Annotated in this window: 14 protein-coding genes; 3 read left to right on the forward strand and 11 right to left on the reverse strand. The window is 68.0% G+C overall.

Features of this window, described 5'->3' with window-relative positions; all coding sequences use genetic code 11:
* Positions 1–21: 21 nt before the first annotated feature.
* The 6 genes from AC07Z7_RS00170 to AC07Z7_RS00195 all read right to left on the reverse strand — a co-directional run bounded on the left by AC07Z7_RS00170 (position 22) and on the right by AC07Z7_RS00195 (position 6,301).
* Positions 22–954, reverse strand: a complete 933-nt coding sequence (locus AC07Z7_RS00170; protein ID WP_010464819.1) for a family 2A encapsulin nanocompartment shell protein — start codon at positions 952–954, stop codon at positions 22–24.
* Between the two features lie 76 nt (positions 955–1,030).
* Positions 1,031–1,300, reverse strand: coding sequence for a helix-turn-helix domain-containing protein (locus tag AC07Z7_RS00175; protein WP_494764908.1), 270 nt, complete (start codon positions 1,298–1,300; stop codon positions 1,031–1,033).
* Positions 1,297–2,229 (reverse strand): serine O-acetyltransferase EpsC, encoded by a 933-nt coding sequence (epsC, locus tag AC07Z7_RS00180; protein ID WP_252657944.1) that lies wholly within the window; start codon positions 2,227–2,229, stop codon positions 1,297–1,299. The genes AC07Z7_RS00175 and epsC overlap by 4 nt, the downstream gene beginning before the upstream one ends.
* Positions 2,230–2,292: 63 nt before the next feature.
* Positions 2,293–2,772: a rhodanese-like domain-containing protein gene (locus AC07Z7_RS00185; protein WP_494764909.1), complete on the reverse strand. Its 480-nt coding sequence runs from the start codon at positions 2,770–2,772 to the stop codon at positions 2,293–2,295.
* Between the two features lie 557 nt (positions 2,773–3,329).
* Positions 3,330–4,589: a branched-chain amino acid ABC transporter substrate-binding protein gene (locus AC07Z7_RS00190; protein ID WP_494764910.1), complete on the reverse strand. Its 1,260-nt coding sequence runs from the start codon at positions 4,587–4,589 to the stop codon at positions 3,330–3,332.
* Positions 4,590–4,666: 77 nt separating this feature from the next.
* A complete protein-coding gene (locus tag AC07Z7_RS00195; RefSeq protein WP_494765064.1) occupies positions 4,667–6,301 on the reverse strand; it encodes a long-chain-fatty-acid--CoA ligase in 1,635 nt (544 codons plus the stop codon).
* A 266-nt stretch (positions 6,302–6,567) separates the two neighbouring features.
* Here AC07Z7_RS00195 and AC07Z7_RS00200 point away from each other — a divergent pair, with 266 nt between their 5' ends.
* Entirely contained in the window at positions 6,568–7,749 is a 1,182-nt protein-coding gene (locus AC07Z7_RS00200; RefSeq protein ID WP_252657941.1) for an MFS transporter, read from the forward strand.
* Here the strand turns inward: AC07Z7_RS00200 and AC07Z7_RS00205 are convergent.
* The gene (locus AC07Z7_RS00205; protein ID WP_494764911.1) at positions 7,691–8,650 is read right to left on the reverse strand and encodes a LysR substrate-binding domain-containing protein; all 960 of its coding nucleotides are present in this window, start codon (positions 8,648–8,650) and stop codon (positions 7,691–7,693) included. The two genes, AC07Z7_RS00200 and AC07Z7_RS00205, sit on opposite strands and share 59 nt — an antisense overlap.
* 164 nt (positions 8,651–8,814) lie before the next feature.
* Between AC07Z7_RS00205 and AC07Z7_RS00210 the strand changes: the two genes are divergently transcribed.
* Both AC07Z7_RS00210 and AC07Z7_RS00215 read left to right on the forward strand, forming a co-directional pair.
* Positions 8,815–10,179, forward strand: coding sequence for a M20/M25/M40 family metallo-hydrolase (locus tag AC07Z7_RS00210; RefSeq protein WP_494764912.1), 1,365 nt, complete (start codon positions 8,815–8,817; stop codon positions 10,177–10,179).
* Positions 10,180–10,391: 212 nt separating this feature from the next.
* A complete protein-coding gene (locus AC07Z7_RS00215) occupies positions 10,392–10,871 on the forward strand; it encodes a YidB family protein (protein WP_252657938.1) in 480 nt (159 codons plus the stop codon).
* Positions 10,872–10,927: 56 nt separating this feature from the next.
* Here the strand turns inward: AC07Z7_RS00215 and AC07Z7_RS00220 are convergent, their stop codons facing one another.
* From AC07Z7_RS00220 to AC07Z7_RS00235, 4 genes are all read right to left on the reverse strand, one after another.
* The gene (locus AC07Z7_RS00220; protein WP_494765065.1) at positions 10,928–11,800 is read right to left on the reverse strand and encodes an alpha/beta hydrolase; all 873 of its coding nucleotides are present in this window, start codon (positions 11,798–11,800) and stop codon (positions 10,928–10,930) included.
* A gap of 129 nt (positions 11,801–11,929) precedes the next feature.
* A complete protein-coding gene (locus tag AC07Z7_RS00225) occupies positions 11,930–13,423 on the reverse strand; it encodes a M20 family metallopeptidase (protein ID WP_094289835.1) in 1,494 nt (497 codons plus the stop codon).
* A gap of 214 nt (positions 13,424–13,637) precedes the next feature.
* Entirely contained in the window at positions 13,638–14,894 is a 1,257-nt protein-coding gene (locus tag AC07Z7_RS00230) for a GGDEF domain-containing protein (protein WP_252657936.1), read from the reverse strand.
* Positions 14,895–15,047: 153 nt separating this feature from the next.
* On the reverse strand, positions 15,048–17,111 hold the full coding sequence (locus AC07Z7_RS00235) for a methyl-accepting chemotaxis protein (RefSeq protein WP_494764913.1): 2,064 nt from the start codon (positions 17,109–17,111) through the stop codon (positions 15,048–15,050).
* Between the last annotated feature and the right edge of the window lie 119 nt (positions 17,112–17,230).

The following is a 17,230-nucleotide window of genomic DNA, read 5'->3' on the forward strand; positions in this document are numbered from 1 at the left end:
AGGAATGTTGCTCACCGCAGATTACTTGTAGGTATCGGGGTAGTCGTGATACTTGTTGACCTCGACGTCATCCAGCACCGCCAGCGCGTCGCTGGTCAGCACGGCGAGCGAGCAGTACAGCGAGATCAGGTACGACGCGATCGCGTGGTTGTTGATGCCCATGAAACGCACCGACAGGCCCGGGCCCTGTTCGCCCGGCAGGCCCGGCTGGAACAGACCCACCACTCCCTGGCGCTTGTCGCCCACGCGCAGCAGCAGGATCTTGCTCTTGCCATCGGCCACGGGCACCTTGTCAGAAGGAATCAGCGGAATGCCGCGCCAGGTGATGAACTGCGAGCCGAACAGGCTCACGGTGGGCGGCGGCGTGCCACGGCGGGTGGCTTCGCGCCCGAACGCCGCAATGGCCAGCGGGTGCGCCAGGAAAAACGCGGGCTCTTTCCAGACCTTGGTCAGCAACTCGTCCAGGTCGTCGGGCGTGGGGGCACCGGTGAGCGGGAAGATACGCTGCTCTTCCGTCACCTGGGCCAGCAGGCCGTAGTCGGGGTTGTTGATGAGTTCGCTTTCCTGGTTTTCCTTGATCGTTTCGATCGTCAGGCGCAGCTGTTCCTTGATCTGGTCGTGCGGGCTGCTGTACAGGTCCGACACGCGGGTGTGCACGTCGAGCACGGTGCTCACGGCATTGAGGAAATACTCGCGCGGGTTCTCTTCGTAGTCCACGAAGGTGCGTGGGAGCTGGTTCTCCGACTCCTTGGCGGTGCACGCCACCTTGATGGCCTCGGGGTTCTTGACCTTGTTGAGGCGGTAGATGCCTGCTTCCACCGGCGTCCATTGCAGCAGGTGGGTCAGCCAGCGGGGGCTGATGGTCTCCAGCTGGGGGACGGTCTTGGTTGCATTGGCTAGTTGCCGTGCGGCGCTATCGCCGAGTGCGGTCGTGCCGCCCACTGTTGCCGACATAGTGAAACTCCCTGGGGTAAAAAATCAGTGATGAAAAATGGAATGCGCGCAGTGTCCTGTGGCGAGGCAGGTGGCCTCAACAGGCTATAGCCGCCAACTGGATGCCGCGCACCAGCTGGGCCCGCTGGACGGCCTCGCCCCGCACCACCAGGCCCGACGGCGCCACGCCCAGCGCACCGGCCAGCTTCTCGACAGTGGCGAGCGAGGCGATCACACTGCCGCGCTCGATCTCGCCCACATAGGAGCGGTTGAGGTCGGAGTGCTCGGCCAGGCGCTCCTGCGACCAGCCCCGGGCCTCGCGCGACTGGCGCACGGCGATGCCAAAACCCTGGACCAGCGTGCTCATAGCGCAGCCCCCGCCAGCACCGAGGCAAAACGGCCCGACTCTTGCGAACTGGCCTGCGTGACATGGCTGCCAGCGGGCACGTCGTGCGTGACCCAGACATTGCCACCAATCACGGCACCCCGACCCAGCGTGACGCGGCCCAGGATGGTGGCGCCCGCATAGATGACCACATCGTCCTGCACCACCGGGTGGCGGGGCAGGCCTTTTTGCAGGTGGCCGTCGGCACCGGTGGGAAACCGCTTGGCACCCAGCGTGACGGCCTGGTACACCCGCACGCGCTCGCCGATCACCGCCGTCTCGCCAATCACCACGCCGGTGCCGTGGTCGATGAAAAAGCCTGCGCCAATCTGCGCGCCGGGGTGGATGTCGATGCCGGTTTCACTGTGCGCCAGCTCGGCCACGATGCGGGCCAGCAAGGGCAGGCCCAGCTGGTAGAGCCGGTGCGCCAGGCGGTGGTGGATCATGGCCAGGATGCCGGGGTAGCAGAGCAGCACTTCGTCCACACTGCGCGCCGCCGGGTCGCCCTGGTAGGCGGCCAGCACATCGCTGTCAAGCAGGCGGCGGATGGCGGGCAGCGACTGCGCAAACGCCTGGGCCGACCGGCGCGCCTGCGCGTCCACATCCGACCCGTCCAGCGCCTGGCGGCGGGCGCTGTAGCGCAGCTCCAGCCCGATCTGTACATGCAGCGCATGCAAGGCGCTGTCCAGCGTGTGGGCCACATAGAAATCTTCACTCTCCTGGCGCAGGTCGTAGGGCCCCAACCGCATGGGGAAGAGCGCACCCTTGAGCTGGTGCAGCACCTGGGCGAGGGCGTCGCGCGAGGGGAACTCGCGCTCGCCCGCATCCTGCGCGCGGTTGTGCGCATCGCGCCACTCGCGCCGGGCCGCGCTCAGCGATTGCGCGATCTGTTCAATGTCGAAAAGGGCCATGGGGTGTCATGCCGGTTGTGCCGGTCTTTCCAATCTGCAAAGTTCGGGGGTCCAACGCGCTGTTCAGTCCTGCACCCAGGGCAACTGGTGAAAGCGCCAGCCATCGCCGCCGCCCCGGTGTTGCTGTTCATCGATCTCGCCCTCAAAGCCTTCGAGCACGTTGAACACATGGCGGAACCCGGCGGCGGCGGCCGCCTCGGCCGCCAGCACCGAGCGCTTGCCGCTGCGGCACAGCAGCAGCACCACGGCGTCCTTGCCGCCGTCCTTGGCCAGCTTGGCTTCCAGCTCGCGCACAAAGCGCGGGTTGCGTGTGAGCGCCGTGCCCGTGGCCCAGGCCACATGCTGGCTGCCGGGCACATGGCCCACAAACTTGCGCTCCTCGGCCGAACGCACGTCCACCAACACGGCCTGGCCCGACTGCACCAGTGCCCACGCCACCGCCGGGCGCACGCCACCGGCGTAGCTCAGCCCCTGGGCAGCGGCATCGGCGCGGGCAGCCTCCAAGGCTTCGGGCAGGGCGATCTCAAGGGCTTCGGCGGACATGGACGGGGTCTCCTGGAACGTGGGGGAAAGCGGTTTTGGGTGGGGATAGCCACCAATTTATGCGGGGGTCCGCAAAAACCAAACGAATAAAAATCGTTTTCTTTACAACCAAATCATCTGACAAGAGATCCCGGCAAGAGCTGGCAGTGCACTGGATTGCCATCCACCCCGGGGAGGCGCGGCAGGGTTAGGTGGGGCTGCCGCCACCCCGAACCCGGCCAGGGGCGTAAAGGTGCCGCAGGCGGCACCAGCCGATCCAGGGCTTGCAGCGCAGGTGGGGAGATGGGGAGGAGGGGCACCTGTCAGCCTGGGAGCTGCGGGCTTGGCGCCCGGGCAGGCGAGACGGAGCGGGCCGGTGCCGACCACGCCTGTCGAAAAGTTACCAGCGGGCGCCAGCCGCCAAAAGTGGCAGATCCCGAGGCATGGCGATTGGCCGCTGCGGACCGGTACCACGCCCAGGGCCAGGCTCCGCACGGGGCCTGGGGAAGCGTTCACGCCAGCAAGTCCGCACAGGGTGCGTGGCGTGCAGGCGGGGGCGTGGCTGGGCGCCTGGGCGCTCAGGACGGCCGCTTCATCTGGCAGGACGTGGGCTGGGCGCTGATGTAGTTGTCCCATGCCACCTCCGAGCGGAAGCCGTAGCCGGTCTTTTCGGCGTCGTACTTCACACCCTTGCTGCCTTGCTTGGCCCAGATGCCCAGGTACAGCGGCGCTTCGAGCTGGTGGTCGGTCTTGCGCATGCGCACCTCGCCCATGGGGCTCTTGTAGGTCATGTTTTCCAGCGCGAAGGCCACCTTCTTCGCATCGGTGGACTGGGCCTTGCGCATGGCCTCACGCAGCATGTGCACGCTGTTCCAGTGAGCGGCAAACACAAAGTCGTCACCGGTCTTCTTCTTGTAGTCCACGTAGATCTTTTCCAGCTCGGGGGTGGGGGCGTTGTGCACCCAGTTCCAGATCACCCCGACCTTGCCCTCGCCCCAGGGCCCGATCTGCGCGGGTGTGCCGGGGTTGTTGGCGTTGAGCGTGAAGTAGTTGATGTTCAGGCCGTAGTCGCGCGAGGACTTGAACAGCAGCGTAAGGTCGCTGCCCCAGTTGGAGGTAATGACCGTGTCGGCCTTGGTGGCGGCAATCTTGGCCACGTACGAGGCGAAATCGCGCGTCTGGGCGATGGGGATGAAGTCATCGCCCACGACCTCGATGTCAGGCCGTTTGCGCGCCAGGTATTCCTTGGCGGCCTTGGAGACCTGGCGGCCGTGGGTGTAGTCCTGGTTGAGCAGGTACACGCGCTTCACGTCCTTGCGGCCTTGCAGGTAGGTGGTCAGCGCCTCCATCTTCATCTCGCTCGACGGATAGAAGCGGAAGTGCCAGAAGCTGCAGCGCTCGTTGGTGAGCTGCGGGTCCATGGCGGCGTAGTTGAGGTACACGGTCGCGCGCTCGGGGTCGCGCTCGGCGAGCTTGTTGAGCGCATCCACCAGCGCCAGCGCCACGCCCGAGCCACCGCCCTGGGTGATGTAGCGCACGCCCCGGTCGGTGGCGGCCTTCAGGGCGTTCAGGCTCTCCTGCGGCGTGCCCTTGTTGTCAAAGTCCATCACCTCGAACTTGGGCTCGTTGGGCCCGGCCTTGGCGTTGACCTGCGCCACCACCTCACGCAGCTGGTTGAGCGAGCTTTGGCCGGTGAGCGCGAACGGGCCGGACAGCAGGTCGATAAAGCCGATCTTCACCGTCTCGGCCGCACCGGCATGCGCGGACATCACCAGCGCTGCGGCGCATGCGCCGGCCTTCAACCAATGGCGCGGCCATTTCCGGGGAACCAAATTCATGTCTGTCTCCGTAGGGTGGGTGGGTGGTTGGGAAAGAAAGGAAAGCCAAAACCGAAGGCCGTCAGCGCATGGCTGTGTCATTCGCCGCCAAACACCGAGCCATGGCGCTGCCGCAGCTCGTTTTTCTGGACCTTGCCGGTGCCGCCCAGCGGCAGGCTCTCGACAAACAGCACGTCGTCGGGCAGCCACCACTTGGCCACGCGCTGCGCCAGAAAGTCCAGGATCTGCGCCTTGTCGAGCGACTGGCCTGGCTTGCGCACGATGAACAGCAACGGGCGTTCGTCCCACTTGGGGTGCTTGACGCCGATGACCGCCGCCATGGCCACCGCGGGGTGGGCCACGGCGGCGTTCTCCAGGTCGATGGAGCTGATCCACTCGCCGCCCGACTTGATCACGTCCTTGGTGCGGTCGCGGATCTGCACCACGCCCTGCGGGTTGATGGTGGCGATGTCGCCCGTGGGGAACCAGCCATCCACCAGCGCCGAACGCTCGGCCTTGTGGTACCGGTCCACGATCCACTGGCCGCGCACCATCAGCTCGCCCTGCGCCACGCCGTCCCGGGGCAGGCTGGTGCCGTTTTCGTCCACCAGCTTGAGTTCGATGCCGAACACCGACTTGCCCTGCTTGGCCACCAGCGCGTGGCGGTCCTCGGGCGGCAGTTCGGCATCGGCCGCGCCCAGCACGCTCATGGTGGCAATGGCCGTGGTCTCGGTCATGCCCCAGCCGTGGCGCACTTCCACGTCGTACACATCGTTGAACTTGGCGATCAGCGCCTTGGGCATGGCCGATCCGCCCACGCCCGTGCGCCGCATGGTGGTAAAGCGCAGCCCGTGCTGCTCCACATGCTGGATCAGGCCCATCCAGATGGTGGGCACGCCCGCGCTGACGGTGACGCGCTCGGTCTCCATCAGCTCGTACAGGCTGGCAGCGTCCAGGCGCGGGCCCGGCAGCACCAGCTTGGCGCCGCCGATCAGCGCCGCATAGGGCAGGCACCAGGCGTTGATGTGGAACATGGGCACCACGGGCAGGATGGTCTCCCGCGCGCTGATGCTCAGCACGCCCGGCATGCAGGCCGACAGGGCACTGAGCACCAGCGCCCGGTGCGAATACAGCACGCCCTTGGGGTTGCCGGTGGTGCCCGACGTGTAGCACAGCGCTGCGCCAGCCTTTTCATCACACACGGGCCAGGTGAAGCGGTCGGCCTGGCGGGCCACCAGCGTCTCGTACGCCTCGACCCCAGGCACCCCTTGCAGGTCGATGCCGCCCAGCGCGTCGGCATCACACAGCGCCACCCAGTGCCGCACGCGGGGGCACGACGCCGCAATGGCGCGCACCAGCGGCGCAAAGCTGGTGTCGAACAGCACCACCTCATCGTCGGCATGGTTGACGATGTAGGCGAGCTGCTCGGGGTGCAGGCGCGGGTTGCAGGTGTGCATGACCATGCCGCTGCCCGACACAGCGTAGTACGCCTCCAGGTGGCGGTGGTTGTTCCAGGCCAGCGAGCCCACCACGCTGCCGGGACGCAGGCCCAGCGCCTGCAGCGCATTGGCGAGCTGCCGGGCACGCCGGGCCAGGTCGGCAAAACGGTAGCGGTGCAGGCCGCCATCGGTGTCGCGCGAAACCACCTGCTGGTCGCCGTACTGGTTCTCGCCATGTTCGAGGATGGCCGAAACGAGTAACGGCCGGTCCATCATGCTGCCGGGCTGCTGCATTGCTATCGTCTCCTTGTCGTCTGCGCGGTGCTGCAGCGCAGCATCCGTTGGATGCCGGTGCAGGCCCTCCATGCCGGGCTTGCGCATCGTCGCAAACAACGCTGAGGGTGCTTGTCTTGTGCGCGACTGCAGGCTGCGCTGTTTTGACAGCCTGCACTGTCGCAACAAGACGGCGCACGGCTGCCCGCTTGTGCACAATCGCCCCAGGTGATCCCGCCCTTCGCCGCAGCTTTACGCGGCCCCTCCTGCCCGTGTGGCGCTCTCGCATGAACAGAAACCTGTGGCTGCTGGCCCTGTGCCAAGGCCTTTTTCTCACCAACAACGTCGTCTTCATCGCCATCAACGGGCTGGTGGGCCTGCAGTTGGCGCCTTTTGGCTGGATGGCCACGCTGCCGGTGATGGGCTATGTGGTGGGCGGTGCGCTGTCCACGCCTCTGGTGGCGCATAGCCAGGCGCGCTGGGGGCGCAAGGTGTCGTTCCAGATCGGGCTGGCCGTAGCCGTGCTGTCGGCCGCGCTGTGTGCCTGGGCAGCGTTCAGCGCCAGCTTCTGGCTGCTGTGCACCGCCACGGTGGTGGCGGGCTACTACAGCGCCAACGGCGGACTGTACCGCTTTGCCGCGGCCGAACTGGCCACGCCGGACTACCGTGAAAAGGCCGTGTCGCTGGTGCTGGCCGGTGGCCTGCTGGGCGCCGTGGCGGGCCCCAACCTGGCCAGCGCCACGCGCACGCTGTTCCCGGTGCCTTTTGCGGGCGCCTACATTGCGCTGATCGGCGTGGCGCTGTTGTCCATGCTGTGCATGTCGGCCATTCGCTTCGAGGCGCAACCCGTGGTGCTCAATGCAGCGGGCCAGCGCGAGCAGGGCCGCCCCCTCACCGTGCTGATGCGCCAGCCCGCCTTCATCGTGGCCATTGTGGGCGCCGCGCTGGGCTATGGCGTGATGAACCTGTTGATGGCCGCCACGCCGCTGGCCATGCAGGTGTGTGGCTTTGACTTCGACGCCTCGGCGCTGGTGCTGGAATGGCACGTGATCGGCATGTTCGCGCCCGGCTTTGTCACCGGCCACCTCATCAAGCGCTTTGGCGTGCTGCCCGTCATGGGCGTGGGCGTGCTGCTGAACTTTGCCTGCGTGGCCGTGGCGCTGATGGGCCTGGAGCTGCACCACTTCGGCATTGCGCTGTTCTTCCTGGGTGTGGGCTGGAACTTCCTGTTCACCGGCTCCACCACGCTGGCGATGACGGCCTACCGCCCGGAAGAGAAGGACCGCGCCCAGGCAGCCATCAACTTCTGCGTGTACGCCACGCTGGCGCTGAGTGCGTTTTCATCCGGCGTGCTGGTCACCACCCAGGGCTGGACGCTGCTGAACGCCGGGTCGCTGGTGCCCATCGCCCTCACCGGTCTGGCGCTGCTGTGGCTGGCGCTGCAGCGCCGCCGCGCTGCGGTGGTGTGACGCCAGCGCCCGAGGCCGCCACCTCGGCCTGCAGCCACTGCGTGAAAGCCGCCACCGTGGGGTCGGGCTCGCGCGCAGGTGGCATGAACAGGCTGTAGCCCCGAGCCCCCGTGTCGGCATGTAGGTGGGCCAGGGCCAGCGTGCCCGCGTCCAGCTCGCGCTGCACAAAATACTGCGGCACCAGGCCCACGCCCAGGTCGGCGCGCACGGCCTCCACCAGCATCGAGAAAAGATCGAAGCGGTGGCCACCCAGCCGGTGCTCGGGCACGCGGGTGATGCCCGCACGCGCAAACCAGTCGTCCCACGCGCCCAGGCGCGAGCTGAGCTGCAGCAGCGGCGCGGCGCGGAAGTCGCCCCGCGCCATGGCCCGCCGGTGGCGCGCGCCGGGCGCACACACGGCCACCACCACCTCGCGCATCAGCGGCGTGGCCTGGGCGCCGGGCCAGCTCGCGTCGTCGTACTGCACGGCCAGGTCGAACGGCAGCTCGGCCATGTAGGTCTGCGTGGGAAACACCTGCAAATGCAGACTGCAGTGGCGGTGCCGGGCCAGAAAGGCAGGCAGGCGCGGCAGCAGCCAGCGCTCGGCAAACACGGGCACGCAGCCCACCAGCAGGCGCGTGCCGTCGGGCCGCTGGGCCATGGCTTCGAGCGTGTGGTTCTGCAGCCGCAGCAGGTCGCCCACCACCTGGCCGTGGTAGCGCCGCCCGGCGGGCGTGAGGCGCGAGCCACGCGCGCTGCGCTCGAACAGCAGCACGCCCAGCTGGGCCTCCAGGTGGCGAATCTGCTGGCTGACGGCGCTGTGCGTGATGCACAGCTCCTCGGCCGCCTGGCTCACGCTGTGATGGCGGGCCACGGCCTCGAAGGCCAGGAGGGCGCGGGTGCTGGGGATGTGGCGGTGCATGGAAGGAGCAGGCAAAGCGGGGGATGTAAGAAAAACTGTCAGCCCGCCAAATTAAAGCAAAGCGGGCGCCGCGCACTCGCGCGACGATGCGAGGCATGCAAGCTCCGCGCCCACGGTGGGGAGCTGCGCCTTTCATTGCTGCTTTTGCTTTGCCCTACCTTTCCATGACATCCACTCCCTCCCGCATCCGCCGCCCCCACGCCACCCACGCGCTGTGCGCCATCGCCCTGGCCGCCGCCACCTGGACGGCGCCCGCCGCCGCACAAAGCGCCGTGGCCTCGGCGCCCGAGCAGCTCAGCCCCGCCGTGGAGACGGCCTTCACGCGCCTGCTGGCCGCGCCCCGCATCACCCAGCTGATGGACGCGGTGCGGGCCGACCACACCCGCTCCATCGACGACCTGAAGATGCTCACCGAGATCGAGGCGCCACCCTTCAAGGAGCAAAAACGCGCCGAGGCCTTTCTGGCGCGGCTGCAGGCTCTGGGCCTGACACACGCGTCCATCGACGCCGAAGGCAATGTGGTGGGCCTGCGCAAGGGCACGGGCAAGGGGCCCAAGCTGGTGATTTCGGCCCACCTGGACACGGTGTTCCCTGCGGGCACCGATGTGAAGGTGAAAGAGCAGGACGGCAAGCTGATGGCCCCCGGCATTTCGGACAACACCCGCAGCCTGGCCGTGCTGCTGTCGTGGCTCAAGGTGCTGAACGAGCAGAAGATCGAGACCGTGGGCGACCTGCTGTTTGTGGGCAATGTGGGCGAGGAGGAGCTGGGCAACCTGCGCGGCATGAAGCACCTGTTTGCCGAGCACCGCGACATCGACGGCATGGTGGCCCTGGAGCCCGCCGCCGACGGCAACGTGCTGGTGCTGGGCACGGGCAGCCACCGCTACGAGGTCACCTTCAAGGGCCCGGGTGGCCACAGCTACGCCGCATTTGGCCGCGTGCCCAGCGCCATCCACGGCATGGGCCGTGCCATTGCCAAGATCGCCGACATCAAGACCCCCAGCTACCCCAAGACCACCTTCACCGTGGGCACGGTGGGTGGCGGCACCTCGGTGAACACCATTGCGCCCGATGCGCGCATGGCGGTGGACATCCGCTCGGACGCGATGGCGCCGCTGCTGGAGACCGAAAAGAAAATCCTCGCCGCCATCGACGAGGCCGTGGCCGAAGAAAACCAGCGCTGGGGCGTGCAGTCGCTCAGCGTGTCGCACAAGCTGATTGGTGACCGCCCGGGCGGACAGACCGCATCGGACGCCCTCATCGTGCAGGCCGCCGTGCGCGCCAACCGCGCGCACGGCCGCAAGACCACCCTGGGCGGGGCGAGCACTGACGCCAACGTGCCCATGTCGCTGGGCATCCCGGCCATCGTGATGGGCGGCGGCGGCAAGACGGGCGGCTTTCATGCGCTGTCGGAGTGGATCGACCTGACCGACGCCTGGCAAGGCGCGCAGACCTCGCTCATCACCGTTCTGGGCCTGGTGGGTGTGCAGGGGGTGAGCGAGCCGCTGCTGGAAAAACGAAAGAAGTAAAAAGCCCTCCATCCGTTCGGGCTGAGCCCGTCGAAGCCAGAGCACCGCCCCGGCACGGGCAGTGGAAGAAAAGACTGGAAGAATTCACGTTTGTTGACACAGGGCATCGGCCCGGGTGCGTACCATCCGCCCTGGGGCGCCTGCGGGCGGGTTCCTCTCATCCGTCCTTCTTCCTCCCTTCCCCTTTCTTTTTTCTTCCGCAGGAGATCACCATGGGCTTGCTCGATTCCGTCTTGGGTGCTGTCATCAACAACGCGTCGCAGGGCGGCGCACAGGCCTCGGCCAGCGGCGCGGCCGGCGGGCTGGGCGGCCTGCTGGGCCTGGCCGCGCAGAACCCGCAGCTCATCCAGGTGGTGATGTCCCTGGTCAGCAACGATGGCCCGGTGGGCGGGCTGCCGGGTTTGATGGCCAAGTTCCAGCAGGCCGGACTGGGCAATGTGATTGCCTCGTGGCTGAGCAGCGGGCCCAACCAGGCGATCTCGGGCGAGCAGCTGTCGCAGGTGCTGGGCAGCGGGCCGCTGTCGCAAATCGCCGCGCAGCTGGGCGTGGGCAGCAGCGCCGCCGCAGGCCAGCTGGCCCAGGTGCTGCCGGGCCTGGTGGACCAGCTCAGTCCCCAGGGCCATGCACCGCAGGGCGGGTTTGGCAATGCCAGCGACCTGTTGGGGATGCTGGGCGGATTGCTTCAAAAATGATAGCTGTCAGCGCTTGATGGATGAGCGCAAGAGCCCTTTTTTCCTCACATTTTTGATCACTGCGCCAGCGGGCAGCGCCGCACCAGCCACTGGCGCAGCAGGTCAAACACGGGCGCGGCCAGCTCGGGGCTTTCGTTGAACAGCTCGTGGTACAGCGGCTCGAAACAGTGCGACTGCACCAGGGCCTGGGGCGCGGCAGCGGCAAAGGCACGGCTGCCTGCGGGATTCACCAGCTTGTCGCTGCCCGCCCAGATCAGCAGCGTGGGCACGCTCCAGTGCGCGGCGCGTGCCACGGTGGCGGGGCCGCCGTCAGCGATGAAGCGCGCCAAGCGGGCGCTGATGCGGTCGTGGCACAGCGGGTCGGCCAGGTAGGCGGCGGGCACGGCCGGGTCGTGCGAGAGGTATTGCGCATCGAGCCCGTTGCCCACGCGCAGGTTGGGAGCCACACGGGGCAGCGTGGCCAGCAGCAGTTTTTGCACGGCGTTCAGGCCCGGGTCCAGCGCGGGGGATGACAAGACCAGCGCATCGACAGGCCGCAGGTGCATGGCCACAAACCGCGCGGCGACCAGGCCACCCATGCTGTGGCCCAGCAGCACCAGGGGCTGGCCTTGCGGCATGCGGGCGCGGGTGGCGTCCACCAGGTCGGCCAGGTCGTCGAGCAGGCGCAGGTCGCTGGTGAGGCCGCCACGTGGCCCGGTCGATTCGCCGTGGCCGTAATGGTCGTAGCCACGCACGGCAAACCCCCAGTCGTTCAGCCTGCGCGCCACAGGGTCGTAGCGGCCCACATGCTCGCCCAGGCCATGCACCAGCAGCACGGTGCCCCGGCAGGGTTCGCCCTCGGGCAGAGGCCAGTCCTGCACGGCCAGGGTTTCGCCGTCGCTGGCGGTGAAGGTGGTCAGGGTCGAGGGGGTCAGGTCGTCGGCGTTCATGGGCAGCGGGGCTGTCAGGGGGATGGCACGCAGCATACCCGGCAGGCTTCAAAAGCCCAACGCAAAAAAAGGGGCTGCATGGACCGCAGCCCCTCAGAGCCTGTTTTCAGGGACGGTGGGCAACCAGGCTCAGGCGGCCTGGGTGGTGGCTGCAGCCTGGTGCTGCGCCATGCCCGCAATCACCTGCGCCACGGCGGCGGTGAGCTTCTTGGCATAGGGCACGTGCAAGAACTCGTTGGGGCCGTGCGCGTTGCTCTTGGGGCCCAGCACACCGCAGACCATCATCTGCGCAGTGGGGAAGCCTTCGCTGAGCATGTTCATGAGCGGGATGGTGCCGCCCTGGCCGATGTAGCCGCAGGGTGCGCCAAAGTGCGCCTGCGAGGCCTCGTTGAGCGCCTGCTCGAACCAGGGCGTGGTGCTGGGCGCATTCCAGCCCGTGGCGCCGCTCGTGCCCTGGAAGGTGACCTTGGCCTGGTAGGGCGCGTTGTCTTCGAGCAGGGCTTTGAGCTCCTGCACGGCGGCGGCGGCGTCCACCAGAGGCGGCAGGCGCAGGCTGAGCTTGAAGGCGGTGTAGGGGCGCAGCACGTTGCCTGCGTCCTGCAGCGCGGGGAAGCCCTCGGCACCGGTCACAGAGAGCGTGGGCTCCCAGGTGCGCTTGAGCAGCGCCTGCACCGGATCGGTGGTGGTGGGCAGCGCAAAGGTGGTGGCACCGCCGCAGTCGTAGTGCGCCCAGGGGAAACGCTTGTACACCTCGTCGCCCAGGATGGCGGCCGTGGCGCGGGCTTGCGCCAGGCGGTCGGCGGGCACTTCGCAGTGGAAGCTGGCGGGCAGCAGGCGGCCGGTGGCGCTGTCTTCCAGGCGGTCGAGCACCTGGCGCATGATGCGGAACGACGAGGGCACCAGGCCCGATGCGTCGCCGGAGTGGATGCCTTCGGTCAGGATCTCGACCTTGAGCGTTCCCGTGGCCATGCCGCGCAGGCTGGTGGTGAGCCACAGCTGGTCGTAGTTGCCCGCGCCCGAATCCAGGCACACCACCAGCGCCACGTTGCCCATGCGGGGCTTCAGAGCCTCGATGTAGGGCAGCAGATCGCGCGAGCCGCTTTCTTCGCAGGTTTCGATGAGGCCCACGATGCGCGGGTGGGGCACGTTCTGGCGCTTCAACTCCTGAACGGCGGCGATGCTGGCGTAGACCGCATAGCCGTCGTCGGCGCCGCCCCGGCCGTAGAGCTTGCCGTCCTCGTACTTGGGCGTCCAGGGGCCGAGGTCGTTGCGCCAGCCGCTGAACTCGGGCTGCTTGTCCAGGTGGCCGTACATGAGCACGGTGTCGGTGGCGCCCGCCTGGGTAGCGTCGATTTCAAAGAACAGCACGGGGGTGCGGCCTTCCAGGCGCACCACTTCGAGCTTCAGGCCTTCGACCTTTTGCGATTCGACCCAGGCGGCGGCGTTGCGCACCACGGTGTCGAGCAGGCCCTGCGCGGCCCAGTCGGGCGAGAACATGGGCGACTTGGCGGGGATGGCGATGTAGTCGGTGAGCTGGCGAACAATGTCGTTGTCCCAGGCCTGGCTGACCCGTTCAAGGGCCAGGGCGGGTTGCAGGGCGTGGGCGGGGACTCGGGCGTTCATGGACAGCTCTCCTGGATGGGGGGAATGGGAGCCTGAGTGCCGTCCCGTTCGGGTTGCGACGGGACGGCCAACAGGTTCTTGTGGGCCAAAACCAGCATTCCAACACAAGCCCCGCGCAGATGCCACCGGGCGCGGCCAAACACCTGCAAAGGGCTCTGTTGCGCCGCAGCATGTGCCTGGCGCCGGCGGGGCATCCGCCGGGGTTTCGCGCGGCTCAGTACCGGGAGACGGGATGGGTCTCGGGGTTGTCCAGGTTGGCGCGCTGTGCGGACGGGCGCCGCAGGCCCGTGGCCACCTCCACGCGGTTGCGGCCGTTCTCCTTGGCCTGGTAGAGCGCGCGGTCGGCAGCGGCGATCAGCATGTCCCAGCTGTCGCCCGTCTCCAGGCGGCCGCCGAACACGCCAATGCTCACGGTGACGGCAATGTTGGTGCTGCCGGGCTCGGTGCGGGTGTCGCTGCCCCCTTCGGTGCTGCCAATGCGGCACCGTGACTCGGCCACCGCGCGGCACAGCTCGCGCGCCAGCTGTTCGGCGCCCAGCAGCGTGGTGTCAGGCAGCACCACCATGAACTCCTCGCCGCCGTAGCGGCCTACCAGGTCCTGCGCGCGCACCCGGCCACGCAGCACCTCAACCACATGACACAGCACCTGGTCGCCCACCGGGTGGCCGTAGCGATCATTCACGCGCTTGAAGTGGTCGATGTCCACCATCATGAGTGCGATGGGCTCGCGGGTGCGCACGGCACGCGAGACATCGCGGTCCAGCGCGGAGATCAGCGAGCGGCGGTTGGCCACACCGGTGAGCGGGTCGATGGCGGCCATGATGCGGTTGTTCTCGTCGGCCTGGTCGCGCGCCATGAACACAAAACCCATGGAGCTGATGAGCACCACCGAAAACGTGGCCAGAAAGGTGAGCGTCTGCAGCGCGCTGGCCTGCAGGATGCCGGAGGCCACGGCCGTGCTGCTCAGCGCCAGCAGGGCGCGGCCGCTGAGCACGACGGCCTCCAGCGCCAGCCCCGCCACCAGCAGCCACTGCCCGCGCCCCACCGTGGCATCGCGGCGCTCCAGCGCCGTGGCCAGGGCCCACACGGCCTGCAGGCTGATCACCAGGCCCACAAAACTCACACGGGCCGCAAAGTTGTCGATGAAGGCGATCACAAAGCCGGTGACCAGTGCCGGGGGCACCAGCAGCAGCCCCCACCCGGCCGGGCGGCCCTGGAACTGGCGGATCGCTGCAATCATGCCCACAAACACGCAGGACAGCAGCAGGTTGCCCAGCACCACAGACAGCAGGTCGGGCACCAGGCCGCGCAGCATGATGAGGCCGTGCCCAATGGCGTTGACCAGCAGGGCCGCCGCCCAGCGCCCCAGGCCGTCGCGCCGGCGCCCCCAGCCCACCACCGCCATGGAGGCGGCCATCATCAGCGAGCTGACAATGATCATTGCCAGCATGGTGGGAACGTGGGCAGCCATGGAGCGCGGGGGGCCTGTGGGAGGGGTGGTGGGTCAGCCCAGCATAAACCAAGCGGCGCGGCGCGCGAAACAGCAATGTGCCATCCCCCAGGCGCCCCGGCGGCGGGCTGGCACCATCCGCCCATTCCGCACTCCGGGGACTGAAGGCACGGTTCAGTGCAGCTGCGCGGGTTCACCCCGGCGGCGGCCACCAGTGGGGGCACTGCCCGGCGCCCGCAGGGCCGGGCCGGGACCGCTGCCAGCCTGTGGCGCGGCCAGGGCTTGCAGGTCCTCATGCCCGTCACCCGCACCGTGGTGCAGCTTGAACACCTGCACCGCGCCCGCCAGCCGCGTCGCCTGCTCCCGCAGGCTTTGTGCGGCAGCGGCCGACTGCTCGACCAGCGCGGCGTTCTGCTGGGTCATCTGGTCGAGCTGGTTCACGGCGGTGTTGACCTGGCCAATGCCGTCCGACTGCTCACCCGAGGCGGCCGTGATCTCGCCAATGATGTCGCCCACGCGTTTGACGGAGCCCACGATCTCGTCCATGGTGCTGCCGGCGTTCTGCACCAGGCGCGCGCCCGATTCCACCCGCTCCACCGAGGCGCCGATGAGCGCCTTGATCTCGCGCGCGGCCTCGGCGCTGCGCCCGGCGAGGTTGCGCACCTCGCTGGCCACCACGGCAAAGCCCCGGCCCTGTTCGCCCGCACGGGCGGCTTCCACGGCCGCGTTGAGCGCGAGGATGTTGGTCTGGAAGGCGATGGAATCAATCACGCCAATGATGTCGGCGATCTTGCGCGAGCTTTGGTTGATGTCGCCCATGGTGGTGACCACCTCGCCCACCACCTGGCCGCCGCGTGCGGCCACCTCGGCGGCGGTGCTGGCCAGCTGGTTGGCCTGGCGCGCAGCGTCGGCGGACTGGCGCACGGTGGCGGTGAGCTGGTCCATGCTCTGCGCGGTCTGGGCCAGGCTGCTGGCCGTGGCCTCGGTGCGGGCCGACAGATCCTGGTTGCCGCTGGCGATCTCGGCGCTGGCGGTGGTGATGCTGTCCACCGCCGTGCGCACCTGCTGCAGCATCTGGGTGTAGCGCTGGCGCATGCCCTCGACCTCCTGCACCAGCGCGCCGATCTCGTCACGCCGCGTGGTGCGGAAGGCCTCGGTCAGGTCGCCCTGGGCCACGAGCGTGATGGCCTGGGTCAGGTCCTGCAGCGGGCGGCTCACGCCCCGGCGCAGCATCACGAACAGGCCAATGGCCAGCAGCACCACGGCCACGGCCATCAGGCCCCAGACGGCCAGCGTCACCCGGCGCTGGCTGGCCATGGCCTCGCCGTCGGCCACCTCGGCCACCACCCACCAGCCGCCGCCGGTCTTGCGCACCAGCGCCCAGGGGTCCGTGGCGCCCGCGCCCAGCACGGGGGCGGCCTCGCGCACAAAGCCGTCTTGCGACGCGGCCAGGGCTTCAAAGAAGGGGCGGGCCTGCGGGTAGGCCTCCAGCACACGCTTGCCGCGTGCCGTGGGGTGGTACACAAACACCGCCTTGTCGAGCGAGGTGCCGGGGTTGATCACGTAGGTGCCGCCGTGTTCGAAGAACTTGGTCTGCGTGACCTGCTTTTGCAGCATGGCGTGGAACACGCTGATGTCGTTGCCGATGAACAGCAGCGCAATCACCTTGCCCGAAGCATCCTTGGCGGGCAGGTAGTGGCCCATGTAGGGCTTGCCGCCCGCCACGGTGACGCCGGTGTAGGGTTCGCCCTTGGACACGGTGGCATAGGCCGGGTCGTCCTTGCCCAGCGGTGTGCCCTGCTGGCGCTCGCCCTTGTCGTTCTTCACCGAGGTGGTGATGCGGATGAAGTCGTCGCCCTTCTTGGCGAACACCGTGGCGATACCGCCGGTTTCGTTGGCGAATTTATCGACCGAGCCATAGTCCTCGTTGACCAGCGCGCCGTAGCTGCGCAGCTCGCCCGTGGCCTCGTCGAGCTGCATGGTGGCCTCGAAGTAGCGCTGGAAGCCCTTCATGGTGAGCTGCACCAGCTCGCGGTTGGTGTTGTCGGCCGCGTCCAGCGACTGCGCCACGCTCTGCGCCGTGTCGCCCACACTGGACACCACCTGCGCACGGGTGCTGCGCTCGGTCAGCACTGCAATCGCCAGCCCCACCAGCACCAGTACCAGGGCCACCAGCCCAATGGCGGCCAGCGTGACCTGCCGCGCGACGGAACGGTTGTTGGCAAGGGATGCTGCCATGGATGATGTCTCCTGCGAGTGAATGCCAATGCACAAAGCCGGCTGGGCCGGTCTGCTCTGAATCTACGGCCAGAGTCTTGTTACATTTATTCACGCATTCCCTTACGCAATTGCGCGGA

It is taken from the genome of Acidovorax sp. GW101-11A03, assembly GCF_059424825.1.